A 12,859-nucleotide genomic window follows, 5' to 3' on the forward strand; every position below is an offset into this window, starting at 1 on the left:
GGCGGGCGGGTGCCGGGGCTCACCGGGACCGGTGCCGGGGCGTGGGCACGGTTCCGTACGGACGGTGCGTCACGTGAGGTCCTCCTCGTGAGCGCGGGCTGTGCTTCCAATGTCTGCCTCCGCGGGGCCCGGCGCATCCCGGGCCCCGCTCCCCCTCCCGTCACACCTGCCAGTCCACCTTGAACACCCACACGTACCGTCCCGCCCTGCGGGCGGCCTCCGGCACGTCGATCACCAGCGCGCCGTTGCGCACGGTCCAGTTCAGCGGCCGGTCGTGGCCCAGCATGGTCACCCTGTCACCGGAGCGGACCGGCACCGGCGCCTCGACGGTCAGCCGGGCTCCGGGTGCGGCCAGCGAGTGGATGTAGAAGGCCTCGTTCTGCCGCACCGTGAACCGCAGGTCCTCTCCGAGCTGGGCCATCCGCGACCAGTACGTGGTGTCGTAGATCGCCTCGCCGTTGGTCCGCAGCCAGCGTCCGGTCTCGCGCAGCCGGGTCTGCATGATCTCCGGAATGGTGCCGTCGGCGCGCGGGCCGATGTCGAGCAGGAAGTTGCCGTTCTTCGAGACGATGTCGACGAGGCTGCGGACGACCTCCTCCGCGGTCATGTACTCGGCGTCCGGCGTGGCCCGGTTGTAGCCGTAGCTGAACGGGTCGAGTCCCCTGCTGGACTCCCACTTGGCGACGACGGTGTTCTCGTACGTCGTGTACTCGGGTGTCGTGAAGTCGTGGAAGCCGATGCCCGCACGGTCGTTGACGGCCACCTCGTACGGCTGCGGGCGGTTCTTGCCGTGGTTGAAGTACTCCGCGAGCACGTTCAGGCTGTCGTTGGAGCCGCCGATGTCGCACCACAGCACGGACGGGTCGTAGCCGTGGATCAGCTCCAGCATCTGCCGGGCCTGATAGTCCTTCACATAGTCCTTGCCCGCGGTGTATCCGGTGTACGGGACGGGCTCCTGGGTGTACGGATTGCGCGGGGCGTGGCCCATCCAGGGGTTGTCGGGGTTGAACCACTCCGGCATGGAGAAGTACAGGCCCCGGTGCAGTTCCGGCGTGAACCGCTCGGAGGCGTCGAAGAGTTCGCGGATCAGATCGCGCTTCGGGCCCATCCGCACGGCGTTGCGGTCGGCGACCTCGGTGTCCCACAGGGCGAATCCCTCGTGGTGCTTCGAGGTCAGGACGTGGTACTGGGCTCCCGCGTCGCGGAACAGCTCCACCCAGGCCCGGGGGTCGAACCGCTCGGCCGTGAACATCGGGATGAAGTCGTCGTAGGCGAAGTCCTCTCCGTACGTGTCCCGGTGGTACGCGTGGACGGCGTTGTCCGGGCTCTGCATGTGGTTCCAGTACCACTCTGCGTACTGCTTGCCGACGGGCGACCAGGCGGGCACGGAGTAGACGCCCCAGTGGATGAAGATGCCGAACTTGGCGCGGTGGAACCAGTAGGGGGCCTGGTGGCCGGAGAGCGACTCCTCGGTGGGCCGGTAGTCCGGAGTCCCGAGCGTGAGGTCGGCGGCGGAGGAGGCGGCCCGGCCGCCGCGTCCGCCGACGGAGACCGTGCCCCGCCGGACGGTTCCCGGTGTCGTGCCCGCGCGGTTGCGGATGCCGACCCTGACCCGTGCCTGCTCGCCGGGGTCGAGGCGGGTCACGTGCGCGGGCTCGACGGTGCGGGCGCCGGGTACGTCGACACCGACGGTCACCCGGTCCGTGGCGAGGAGGGTGACGGAGCCCGCGTTGACGACGGTGGCCTCGACGCTCTGGGCGCCGCTCGACTCCAGGAGCGAGAAGGTGGAGTGCGCGTCCCGCAGGGCCAGGGCCCGCCCCTGGGCGGCGGGTTGCAGGGACAGGGCGAAGACGTGCAGGGAGGTCTTGTTCGCCTCGGCGGGGTTGGTGGTGGGCAGGGTCAGCGCGACGGCCTCGCGCTGCGGGTCCGTCCAGACCTCCGCCGTGCCGATCCCGACGGGGTGCGCGTCCTTGGTGCCGTCCGGCTTGTAGCGGTACGGCGCCGACAGCGAACCGCCTCCCGCGTACCAGTCCGAGCCGCCGAGTCCGGCGGTCGTCGTGGAGCCGTCGGCGTAGTGCACGGTGGCCTGGCCCGAGGCGTCGCCGTAGCTGCCCGCGGTCAGGAACAGGGCGGACAGGTAGCGTCCCTTGGGCAGGTCGATGCGCTGGCCGAGGGCGACCACGTTGTTCAGGGCGCCCGCACCTGAGGAGGGGAACTGAAAAGCGATGCCGTTCACTTCGACGGGTCCGGCCGGGAGCTCCTCACCCGGGAAGGTGTAGCCCGAGCCGTCGAAGTTCCCGCCGCGTGCCGCGGCGGTGTCGAGACCGTCGTTGTCGAAGTGCGCGTCGAGCGGGACGGGGACCGGATCGGGGACCGTGACCCACTGGTCCGCGGCTGCCTCGCCGGTGTCCCTGACCGGCCCGGGGTGTTCCTGTTCCGCGGTGCGCGCGTGTGCCGGGCCGGCGAGGGGAAGGGCGGCCGCGGCGGCGGCTCCCGCCGCGGCTCCCAGTACCTGACGTCTTGGATGCATGCTCATGAGCGGCTCCATTCATCGGATGTCTGATGATTGATGCACCGCAAAAAGCTGTCAATGGGGCGTGCAGGACCGGAAGTTGGAGCAGTGATCGGATGACCTGCCGTCCGTCGGACACATGCGGGGGCTGCGCCACGGGTGTTCACGAGGCACGCGGCGCAGGTCGGGGAGGCGGTACCCCTCGACGCGGCGCCCCGGGCCGGGCAGAGTGCTCCTCGCACTACTCACGAGTACGGACTCGTCGACGTGCGCGGAACGCCCCGTGTGCGCGCGAGTCCGGGTACACGTTCGCGCACGAGCACCGGGAAGCGCGCACGCACACCACGACACGCACACGTACGAGCCCTGGGAGCGCCCGTGACCACCTGGGTCGGCCGGACCGCCGCCGAGATCGCCGCAGCCGTACGCGAGAAGCGGGTCACGCCCCGCGAGGTGGTGGCCGAGCATCTCGCGCGGATCGAACGCCTCGACGGCGGGATCGGCGCGTTCCGCACCGTCCGGGCCGGGTCCGCCCTCGCGGAGGCCGAGGCGCTGGCGGCGCGGGACCTCGACGGACTCCCCCTCGCGGGCGTGCCGGTGGCGGTCAAGGACAACCTCGCGGTGCGGGGTGAGTCGAACCGCAACGGCTCCGCCGCGACCTCGGACACGCCCGCGGCCCACGACCATGTGACGGTGGCCCGGCTGCGCGCGGCGGGCGCCGTGGTCGTGGGCCTGACCAACGTGCCCGAACTCTGCGTCTTCGGCACCACGGACGGCGTGCACGGCACCGCCCGCAACCCGTGGGACACCGCGCGCACGGCGGGCGGCTCGTCGGGCGGCAGCGCCGCCGCGGTCGCCGCCGGGATGGTGCCGATCGCCCTCGGCAACGACGGCATGGGCTCGCTGCGCATCCCGGCCGCCCACTGCGGTCTCATCGGCCTGAAGCCGGGCCACGGGGTGATCCCGGCGGACATCGGTCACGGCGACTGGTTCGGCATGTCGGAGAACGGCCCGCTGGCGACGACGGTGCAGGACGCACGGCTGATGTTCTCGGTCCTCGCCGACGGCGGGGCGGCCGGCCCCGGCGAGACCACCGGCCGGAAGGTCGCCCTCTCCGTGCGCAGTCCCCTGGCCGGAATGCGCGTCACCCGGCCGTATACGACCGCGGCCCGGCAGGCCGCGGAGGCGCTGGCCGGTGCGGGCCACCAGGTGCGGCCCGCCGAGCCGCCGTACCCCCTGTGGCTGGGCACGACCTCGCTCGCGCACTGGACGGCGGGCACCGCCGTGGACGCAGAGGACCTCGACCCGCGCCGGCTCACCCGGCGCACCCGTGTGCACGCCGCCGTGGGACGCCGCTTCGTGGCCGGGGTGCGCACCAGCGGGCGCCGCGAGGAACTGCGCCGGCGCCTGGAGCCGTTCTTCGCGGAGCACGACGTGCTGCTCACACCGGCGCTCGCCCGGCGCGGTCCGGCCGCCGCGGCCTGGCACGAGCGGGGCTGGCTGCGCAATCTGCTGGCCAACAGCGCCTGTTCGCCGATGACTCCGCCGTGGAACCTGACCGGCTGGCCGGCGATGTCGGTGCCCTTCGGCACGCTGCCGGGCGGCGCTCCGTGCGCGGTGCAGCTCGTGGGCCGCCCCGGCTCCGAGTCCCTGCTCCTCGACCTGGCGGGCCGGCTGGAACAGGCGCGCCCGTGGCGGCGGACCGCCCCCGTGGAGTGACGCGCGGACGCGGGCGCTTCCCGCCCCGCGGACGACCCCGGGGCCTGTCCGGCCGGACAGGCCCTAGAGGTCCCGGTACATGATGTGCAGCCCCACCAGTCCGTACCGGGCGTGCTCGTACGCGTCCGGCACCGTGCCGAGGATCCGGAAACCGAGCGAAGTCCACAGTCCGACGGCGGGGTTGGTCTCCACGACGGCGTTGAAGACCATGCCCCGGTAGCCGTCGGCCCTGGCCTCGGCCAGGATGTGTTCGGCGAGCGCGCGGCCGATGCCGCGTCCCGAGTGGTCCGGGTCGACCATGAAACCGGCGTTCGCGATCCGGGCGGCGGGGCCGCCGTAATTGGGGGCGACGTAGGCCGATCCGACCACGGTCCCGGAGTCGTCCTCGGCGACGAACACGTGCTTGCCCGGCCCCGCCCACAGGACGCGGGCCGCCTCCTCGGAGGTGTCCGGGTCCCAGGCGTAGGTCTCGCGGGCGGCGACGATACGGTGCCAGAAAGGCCAGATGCTCGCCCAGTCCTCGGCCCCGGCTTCTCTGATCAGCATGGGCGTGAGTCTGGCACGCCCATGCCGACGGTGATCGCGACGTGCCTCCCGCGGAGCGTCAGTCGACGCTGGGCAGGATGTGCGGCTCGGCGAGGTCGTCCTCGTACCCCGCGAGGCGGATCGGGGCGGACCTGGCCCACACGTCCAGGCTGCCGAGCTTCTTCTCGGTCCCACGGCCCGCGCGCTCCGTCTGTTCCTTGGGGCGCTGATCGCGATTCTTCTCCGGTGTCACCGCGCACTCCTTATGTGTCGGGTCACCCTCGGGACGTCACACCACCGGTGCTCCGGTCGTCTGACGCCCGCTCGGGTCTGAGTCGAAGGCAGTGAGAGGACGCGGTGGCGCCGGTAACTCGTGTGAGAGCAGGCCGTGGTGACCGGCTTGTCCCGGGACGGACCGTGGGTGTGGGTGGAACACCAGAAGGGCTGTCCGTCCGATACAGACTAACCAAATGAGCGGGTGGCCGCTCGATGGGGCCGAAAACAAAACGTCACTGTCACAAGTCGCGAGACGCCCATCAGGCCCAGATCTGCGGCGATTTGAAGCATGATGCCCTCTTCGCCACCACCCATTTGGCTCAATTCCGACCATCGATGGGCGACTCGGGAACCGACGGCCGACGGGACCGGCACCGGGGCCGCTTCCGAGGACGGGCGCGCAGTTCAGGTCCCGTTGGCCGAAACGCAAGGCGGCCATGATCTGCTGACGCACGGCAACGGCTTTTCTCGCGGGAGGACCGAGGCATGGAACTGCGCAGCGTCGAGGAGCTGATGGATCTGCTGCACGCCTGCCGGGGTGTCTGGGACAGCCCGGACCGCAGCGGCGACCCCGTCGATCTGCATGATCACGCACTTCAGACCGCCGCGCTGCTGCGGCGCGGCCGTCCCAGTGACAAGGAGCTCCAGGTGGCCGGGCTGGTGCACGACATCGGACACCTGCTCAGGCCCGGCGACGACGCAGGGCACGCCGGCCACGCCGCCGACGCGGTCCGCCCCCTGCTAGGCGAGCGGGTCTCCCGCCTGGTCCGCCTGCACATGACGGCCGAGCGTTACCTCGCCGCCACGTCACCGGGCCCGGCACTGTCCACGCAGAGCGTGCTGACGCCGACCCCCCAGGGCGGACCGATGACGCCGCGGGAGGCGGCCGCGTTCGCACACGATCCGCTGGCCGAGGACGCGGTGACGCTGCGGCAGGCCGACGACGCGGGCAAGGTGGCCGGTCTGGACGCCGGGGTCATGGAGGACTGGCGCACGGTGCTGGAGCTGGTCGCCGCACAGCGTGCGCGGCTCAGGACTGTCGACTGACGGTCCGTCATGAGAACGTACGCAGATGACTCCGACGTCTCCGTACGGGTTCGAAGGCCGGGTCGCCATCGTCACGGGCGCCTCGCGCGGAATCGGTCTCGCCGTCGCCGAGGCGTTCGCCGGGGCGGGAGCCCGGGTGTGCGTCACCGCGCGGGACGCGGACGCGGTGCACCGGGCCGCGAAGCGGGTGGGCGGCATCGGGCTGCCGGGCTCGGTGGCCGATCCCGGGCACCTGCGGGAGCTGACGGAGCGCGCGCTCGCGGAGTTCGGGCGCATCGACGTCGTGGTGAACAACGCGGCGACCAATCGGCCCTACGGCCCCCTGATGGACGCCGACCCGGACCGCTGGCGCGCGGCGTTCACCGTCAATGTGGAGGCGCCGCTGCGCCTGGTGCAGCACGCCTGGCGGGCGTGGATGGGCGAGCACGGCGGCGCGGTCGTCAACGTCTGCACGGAGGGCGCCGGCCATGTCGGCCCCCGGGTGGGCGCGTACGGCACCAGCAAGGCAGCCCTGCTGCACCTGACCCGCCAGCTCGCGGGCGAGCTGGCGCCGAAGGTCCGGGTCAACTCCGTCTCCCCCGGACTCGTCCGCACCGAGATGGCCCGCTTCGTGTGGGAGGGCTGCGAGGAGGAACTGGGGGCCGGGCTTCCGCTCGGCCGGCTGGGACTGCCCGAGGACATCGCCCGCGCGGTGCTCTGGCTGGCCTCGGACGCGGCCGAGTGGATCACCGGCGCGGACCTGGTGGTCGACGGCGGAACCCGCGTCCGGGCCGCGTACGCGCCGGGCGGGGCGGGCCGGGCCGTCCAGGACCGTCTGCGGATGCGCACCCCCGACTCCGGGCCCTGCGCGGACTAGCCGGGACCGCAGCCTTTACCGCCCGAACAGGTCGCGGAGCGCCATGCCCTCACCGCTGTCCGGACCCCGACGCGTCATCGCCGCCTCGGCACGTGGCCGGCGCCCTGTTCACGGTGACGGGACTCGTGGCGCACGTCGTCGTGCGCCGGGCGCTGCGGGCCCGGGCCCGCGAACCCGAGGGCGTACTCGCCCGGCTCCCGGGACGTACGGCGTGTCACACGGCGGAAGCCCGGAAGGCGGCGGCCCGCCGGCGCTCCCTGCCCGTGTTCACCACTTGCCCGGCTCGTAGTCCTTCATGAAGACGCCGAAGAGGTCCTCGCCCTGCTCGCCGCGGACGATGGGGTCGTAGACACGGGCCGCGCCGTCGACGAGGTCGAGCGGGGCGTGGAAACCGGCCTCGGCAAGGCGCAGCTTGTCGTAGTGCGGACGCTCGTCGGTGATCCAGCCGGTGTCGACGGAGGTCATGAGGATGCCGTCGGTCTGGAACATCTCCTGTGCGCTGGTCCGCGTGACCATGTTCATGGCCGCCTTCGCGGCGTTGGTGTTGGGGTGCCCGGCACCCTTGTAGCCGCGGCCGAAGACGCCTTCCATCGCCGAGACGTTGACGACGTAGGAACGGCCGCTGGCGGCCTTCTTCGCGGCGTCCGCCATCGCCGGGCGCAGGGCGCTGATCAGGATGAACGGCGACGTGTAGTTGCACAGCTGGGTCTCAAGGAGCTCGACCGGCGAGATCTGGTCGATGGTCTGCACCCAGGTGTTGGTGTCGACGACGTCGGGGACGAGGCCGCCGGCGTCGATGGCGGTGCCGTCGAGGTGCCGGGCGACGCTGGCGTTGCCCGCGACGAGCGCGAGGTCGGCGACCTTCTGCGCGTCCAGTCCGCCGCTGCCGAGGGGCAGTGCGGCGATGCCGTCGACGGCACCGGACCCGAAGGCGCCGATGACGTGGTGGGCGGGGAGCTCCCCGGCGGGCAGCGGGGCGCTCTCGCCGTCGACCAGGGCCGCGTACGCGGAGGGCAGGCGGCGCACGGTCTGCGTCGCGTTGTTGATCAGGATGTCGAGCGGACCCGCCTCGGTGACCTGCTCGGCGAGAGCGACGGCCTGTGCCGGGTCCCGCAGGTCTATGCCGACGACCTCCAGCCGGTGGATCCAGTCCGCCGAGTCGTCCATGGCCTTGAAGCGGCGGATGGCGTCCTTGGGGAAGCGGGTGGTGATCGTGGTGTGGGCTCCGTCGCGCAGCAGCCGCAGCGCGATGTACATCCCGATCTTGGCGCGGCCGCCGGTCAGCAGGGCGCGCTTGCCCGTGAGGTCGGCGCGGGCGTCGCGCTTGGCCCGGTTCGTCCGGGCGCAGTCGGGACAGAGCTGGTGGTAGAAGTAGTCGACCTCGACGTAGCGGGCCTTGCAGGTGTAGCAGGACCGGGGGCGCTGGAGTATCCCGGCGACCCGGCCCGCCTCGGTGACCGACGACGGCAGGATGCCCTCGGTCTCGTCGTCGATGCGCTGGGCGGAGCCGGTCGCGGTGGCCTCGGTGACCGCCTTGTCGTGGGCGGTCTTGGCGGCCCGGCGCTCCTGGCGGCGGCGCTGCTTCACCGTGCGGTAGATGCCGGCGGTGGCCCGGCGCACGGCGATGGCGTCGGGGTGGTCGACCTCCAGCTTGTCGAGTTCGTCGAGCACGCTGAGGCAGACGGCCAGCCGCTCCGGGTCGATACCGGGGCCGTACGAGAACCCCGCCGCCTCTGCCGTGTCCACGGCGGGGGTCGCCTGGCCGTCCTCTGTCACCGTCATCGCCTTGGCCGTTCCTCGGGTCCGTGCGCCGCGTTCGAACCGCGCTCGCTGTCGAAGGCGGAATTTTACGGAGCAATCGTACGCGGCACCAAACCCGTGGTGATCAGGAACGGCAGGCGGTGATCAGGGTCTCCACCTCCTCGGACAGCGCACGCGCCAGCAGCCCCAGGTCGGGCACGGCTTTCGCGTCGGCGACGAGTCCGTAGTGAACTCGGCCACGGTAGGTCGAGACGGCCACCGCCAGCGCCTGCCCGCGGGCGAGCGGGGCGAAGGGGTAGACCTCGGCGAGGGGGCACCCGCCGAGCCTCAGACCGAGGCTGGGCAGCGGCACGCTCGTGACGAGGATGTCGAAGAGCAGCCGGGCCGCCTGTCCGACGACGGGCCCGCCGAGCCGGTGCCCGAGCGGCGGCACGTGGTCGGCCAGCAGCGCGACCGCGCCCGCTCCCCGGTTGGGCCCCGCGTCCTTGTTGCGGTCCATGGCCGTGCGCACCGCGCGCAGCCGTCCGAGGGGGTCGGGGTCGTCGACGGGAAGCCGTATCAAGTAACCGGAGAGCCGGTTGCCCTGTGGGTGCGCGGTGCGCGGTCGGCGCCGGGAGACGGGGATCAGCGCGCGCGGGGCGACCCCCTCGCTGCCGTCGCCGCGCTCGTCCAGCCAGCAGCGCAGGGCACCGGCGACGACGGCGATCAGGACGTCGTTGACGGTGCCGCCGACGGTCTTGCGGACGCGGTGCACGTCGTCGAGGTCGAGGACCACGCCCGCGGTGCGGCGGGTCCCGGTGGGCTCGGAGGTGAGCGCGGGTGAGGACCGCACGTCCAGGGTGGCGCGGGCGACCGAGGTGCCGATGTCGAGGGCACGGCCCACGTCGGTGAGGGTGCCGCGGACCAGGCCGGGCAGCTTGCGGACGTCGGGGAGGAGTCCTCGGGGGGCCTGCGCGGGGCGCGGGCGGGGCTCCGGCATGTCCATCGGGTCCATGATCGCGGCGGCGAGCATCAGCGCCCTGAGGCCGTCGGCGAGCGCATGGTGGAACTTGAAGAGGACGGCGAAGGAGACGCCGTCCGCGCCGGGCAGGACGTGCGCCTCCCACGGTGGCCGGCCGCGCTCCAGCGGACGCTCCATGAGCCGGCCCGCGGCGGCCTGGAAGTCGTCCGTCGGCGCGTGCAGCCGGACGTGGTCGAGCGGTTCGAAGTCGGGGGCGGCTTCGCGGGTCGCGCTGCCGAAGGCGAGCGGAGCCAGCGGCTGCCACACGTCGCGGATGCGCATGCGCAGCCCGGGCACCGCGGCGGCACGGGCCGCGAGCAGGTCCGCGGCGTGCGCGCCCGCGGCGGGCGAGTGGGCGGTGAAGACGCCCAAGGCACCCAGATGCATGGGGTGCTCGGCGGACTCGATGTTCCAGAACGCCAGGTCGAGTGGTGCCAGCGGATCTGAAGTCAAAGGTTTGCTCTCGCGTCGGCGACGGGGTGGAGACAAGCAGTCAAACCCCGACAGGCGATTACGGTCAAGTACGATCAAGCTACGCACAGTTAACAGCAGATTAAGTCCCGCCCCAAGAGCGCAGATCAAGTCCCGCCCCAAGAGTGAGGGGCGGGACACTTGCGCGACTGCCGATCTGCGTGGGGCTCGTGGTGCGCGACCGGTGCTCTTGACGCCGCGGCGGTCAGTTCAGGGCGGGCGGCGCGGCTCCTTCGGACGTCCCCCACTCGGACGGCTCGGCCCCCACCGTGAAGGAGAGCGCGCGCGTGTCCCGCAGGGTGCCGGTGGTCAGGTAGGTCCGGTCGTACGGTGTCCCGTCGACCTGGGCCGACCGGATGTAGCGGTCCCCGTCCGAGGTGCCCGGCGCCGTGACGGTCAGGGCGCCGCGCGGGTAGTAGCGTCGGTCGAGGGTCAGGTCCACCCGCTCGAACACGGGGGTCGACAGACCCCAGGTGTCGTAGCCCGGCTGGACCGGGAAGATCCCGATGGACGAGAGCACGTTCCAGGCGGACATCGTGCCCAGGTCGTCGTTCCCGGTCATGCCCGTCGGCCCGTCCGTGAACAGGGTCAGGGCGGCGTGCACCACGTCGGTCGTCTTCCAGGGCTGCCCGGTCGACAGGTACGTGTACGGGGCGATGAGGTCGGGCTCGTTCTGCGGGTTGTACTTGTCCGCGTTGTAGTAGTCGTACGGGCCGTTGACCCACACCTCCCGTGCGGTCTTCGCCGGGTCCTTCAGCAACTGGTCGTACGCGAAGAACGAGTCGAGCCGGTCGTTCGCCGCCTGTTTGCCGCCGATCAGGCCGACCACGCCCGGCAGGTCCTGCGGCACGAGCCACTGGTACTGCCAGGACGTGCCCTCGTGGAAGCCCTCGCTCAGGGCGGGGTCCGCCGGTCCGGTGAAGGCGCCCGAGGCGTCCCGTGCGCGGAAGAAGCCGGTCGAACCGTCGTGGATCCTGCGGTAGTTCTGGGCCCGGGCGGCATAGCGGGCGGCGTCCGCCTCGTGGCCCAGGTCGCGTGCCATCGCCCCGAGCATCGCGTCCGACAGGGCGTATTCGAGCGTCGCGGAGGCGCCGTGGTCGTAGTCCGAGTCGCCGGGCTTCGCGTGGGGGCGGTCCTTGACGTAGGGCACGAAGCCGTTCGCGACGTACTCCTTGTTCGCCTCGCGTCCCACGGCGGGCGAGTCGGCGGGCGGCACCCCGTCGGCGTTCTTCTTCAGGGCCCGGTAGGCCCGCTCCTCGTATCCCTTGAGCAGGCCCTGCTGGTAGGCGTTGGTGAGGAACGGGGTGACGGGGTCGCCGGTCATGATGTTCGTCTCGACGGTGCCGTACCCCCACTTGGGCAGCCAGCCGCTCTCCTCGTCGATCTTGATGACGGAGATCGCCATGTCCCGTGCCTCGCGCGGCGCGAGCAGGGACAGCAGCTGCGACTGGGTGCGGTAGGTGTCCCAGAGCGACCAGTTCTGGTAGTAGGTGAAGCCCTGGGCGCGGTGGACCTTCTGGTCCCAGCCGGTGTAGCGGCCGTCGGCGTCGCTGCCGACGTTGGGGGCCAGGAAGGAACGGTAGAGCGACGAGTAGAAGGTCCGGCGCAGGGAGTAGGCGCCGCCCCGGACCCGTACGTCGTCGAGCCGGTCCTCCCACGCGCGGTGGGCGCCGTCGCGGACGGCGTCGAACGAACGGCCGCCCTCGGAGCGGAGGTTGACCGCGGCGCCGTGCGCGTCCACGTACGAGAGCGCGGTGGTCGCCTCGACCGTACGGTCCTTCGTGGTGTCGAAGCGGACGAAGGCCCCGGCGCGTCCGCTGCCCTCCGTGTTCTTGGAGCCCTCGGTGACGGTGTCGCCGTTCCAGGTGCCGGAGGTCGTGAAGGGCCGGTCGAAGCGGGTGATCGTGTACACGGTGTAGGGCCGGGTGTCCTGGCAGAAGCCGCTGCCGGTGATCGCCGTGCGCACCGTCCGGTCGTCGAGGATCTCGACCTCGGTGGAGAGCGTCCTGTGCAGCGACTGGCCCGTGTTCAGCAGGACGTTGGCCTTGTCCGTGGCCGGGAAGGTGTAGCGCTGCACGCCGGTGCGCGCGGTCGCGGTCAGCTCGGCTTCGATGCCCGTCTTCAGGCCGACGCGGTAGTAGCCGGGTTCGGCCTTCTCGCTCTCGTGGCCGAACTCCGCCTGGTACTGCGCGTAGTCCGTCCGCGTGACCTCGCCGGTGGTCGGCAGCACGGGCAGGTCTCCGCCCAGGCCGCATCCGACACCGGAGAGATGGACGAGGGAGAAGCCGCGGATGTGGTTCTGCGAGTAGTCGTAGCCGGTGTTGTGGCCGGTGTCCGGCGAGAACTGCACCATGCCGAACGGCACGGCGGCGCCGGGGTAGGTGTTGCCCTCGTTCTCGGTGCCGATGAACGAGTTGACCAGATCGGTGAGGCGGCCGTCGCTCGGTTCGGCGGCCTGTGCGGTGGGCAGGGCGAACAGCGCGGACGCTGCCACCAGCCCGGCCGTGCACAGGCGCAGGCGCCGGGTCCATCTCATGCGGGAGACCTCCGGTGGGTCGACATCGTTGTCCTGATGGTCGGGGGTTGGCCGGCCCTTTCCCGGCGGCACTCTGGGCCGTGCCGGGGCGCGTCGCGGGCGGGGGCCCGCGGGCGGCCCGCGGCTCCGGGAACGGGTGCCGGCGGGGCTTGCCGG

At 72.0% G+C, this 12,859-nt stretch carries 9 protein-coding genes; 3 read left to right on the forward strand and 6 right to left on the reverse strand.

What is annotated here, in order from left to right:
* Positions 1-160: 160 nt before the first annotated feature.
* Positions 161-2,536 (reverse strand): alpha-L-fucosidase, encoded by a 2,376-nt coding sequence (locus tag H305_RS0101195; RefSeq protein WP_028798794.1) that lies wholly within the window; start codon positions 2,534-2,536, stop codon positions 161-163.
* Between the two features lie 354 nt (positions 2,537-2,890).
* Here H305_RS0101195 and H305_RS0101200 point away from each other — a divergent pair, with 354 nt between their 5' ends.
* Positions 2,891-4,231 (forward strand): amidase, encoded by a 1,341-nt coding sequence (locus tag H305_RS0101200; protein WP_028798795.1) that lies wholly within the window; start codon positions 2,891-2,893, stop codon positions 4,229-4,231.
* A 63-nt stretch (positions 4,232-4,294) separates the two neighbouring features.
* Here H305_RS0101200 and H305_RS0101205 read toward each other — a convergent pair whose 3' ends face one another.
* Together H305_RS0101205 and H305_RS53865 are read right to left on the reverse strand one after the other, a co-directional pair.
* Positions 4,295-4,777 (reverse strand): GNAT family N-acetyltransferase, encoded by a 483-nt coding sequence (locus H305_RS0101205; protein ID WP_028798796.1) that lies wholly within the window; start codon positions 4,775-4,777, stop codon positions 4,295-4,297.
* 58 nt (positions 4,778-4,835) lie between these two features.
* On the reverse strand, positions 4,836-5,009 hold the full coding sequence (locus tag H305_RS53865) for a hypothetical protein (protein ID WP_199791313.1): 174 nt from the start codon (positions 5,007-5,009) through the stop codon (positions 4,836-4,838).
* A 509-nt stretch (positions 5,010-5,518) separates the two neighbouring features.
* On the opposite strand from H305_RS53865, the gene H305_RS0101215 reads away from it, so the two are divergent.
* Together H305_RS0101215 and H305_RS0101220 are read left to right on the forward strand one after the other, a co-directional pair.
* Entirely contained in the window at positions 5,519-6,079 is a 561-nt protein-coding gene (locus H305_RS0101215; RefSeq protein WP_028798797.1) for an HD domain-containing protein, read from the forward strand.
* Between the two features lie 25 nt (positions 6,080-6,104).
* Positions 6,105-6,935, forward strand: coding sequence for an SDR family oxidoreductase (locus tag H305_RS0101220; RefSeq protein ID WP_028798798.1), 831 nt, complete (start codon positions 6,105-6,107; stop codon positions 6,933-6,935).
* Positions 6,936-7,202: 267 nt separating this feature from the next.
* On the opposite strand, the gene H305_RS0101225 is transcribed toward H305_RS0101220, so the two are convergent.
* The 3 genes from H305_RS0101225 to H305_RS0101235 all read right to left on the reverse strand — a co-directional run bounded on the left by H305_RS0101225 (position 7,203) and on the right by H305_RS0101235 (position 12,703).
* Entirely contained in the window at positions 7,203-8,717 is a 1,515-nt protein-coding gene (locus H305_RS0101225) for an SDR family NAD(P)-dependent oxidoreductase (RefSeq protein ID WP_028798799.1), read from the reverse strand.
* 103 nt (positions 8,718-8,820) lie between these two features.
* A complete protein-coding gene (locus tag H305_RS0101230; RefSeq protein ID WP_028798800.1) occupies positions 8,821-10,149 on the reverse strand; it encodes a wax ester/triacylglycerol synthase family O-acyltransferase in 1,329 nt (442 codons plus the stop codon).
* 223 nt (positions 10,150-10,372) lie between these two features.
* The gene (locus H305_RS0101235) at positions 10,373-12,703 is read right to left on the reverse strand and encodes a GH92 family glycosyl hydrolase (RefSeq protein ID WP_028798801.1); all 2,331 of its coding nucleotides are present in this window, start codon (positions 12,701-12,703) and stop codon (positions 10,373-10,375) included.
* Between the last annotated feature and the right edge of the window lie 156 nt (positions 12,704-12,859).

It is taken from the genome of Streptomyces sp. 142MFCol3.1 (assembly GCF_000424945.1).
Taxonomy (GTDB): Bacteria; Actinomycetota; Actinomycetes; order Streptomycetales; family Streptomycetaceae; genus Streptomyces; species Streptomyces siamensis.

Excerpts from the sequence above, each read along its gene's own strand:
- H305_RS0101195 (WP_028798794.1), bottom strand. The coding sequence starts at position 2,536 with ATGAGCATGCATCCAAGACGTCAGGTACTGGGAGCCGCGGCGGGAGCC.
- H305_RS0101235 (WP_028798801.1), bottom strand. The coding sequence starts at position 12,703 with ATGAGATGGACCCGGCGCCTGCGCCTGTGCACGGCCGGGCTGGTGGCA.
- H305_RS0101215 (WP_028798797.1), top strand. The coding sequence starts at position 5,519 with ATGGAACTGCGCAGCGTCGAGGAGCTGATGGATCTGCTGCACGCCTGC.
- H305_RS0101205 (WP_028798796.1), bottom strand. The coding sequence starts at position 4,777 with ATGCTGATCAGAGAAGCCGGGGCCGAGGACTGGGCGAGCATCTGGCCT.
- H305_RS0101220 (WP_028798798.1), top strand. The coding sequence starts at position 6,105 with ATGACTCCGACGTCTCCGTACGGGTTCGAAGGCCGGGTCGCCATCGTC.
- H305_RS0101225 (WP_028798799.1), bottom strand. The coding sequence starts at position 8,717 with ATGACGGTGACAGAGGACGGCCAGGCGACCCCCGCCGTGGACACGGCA.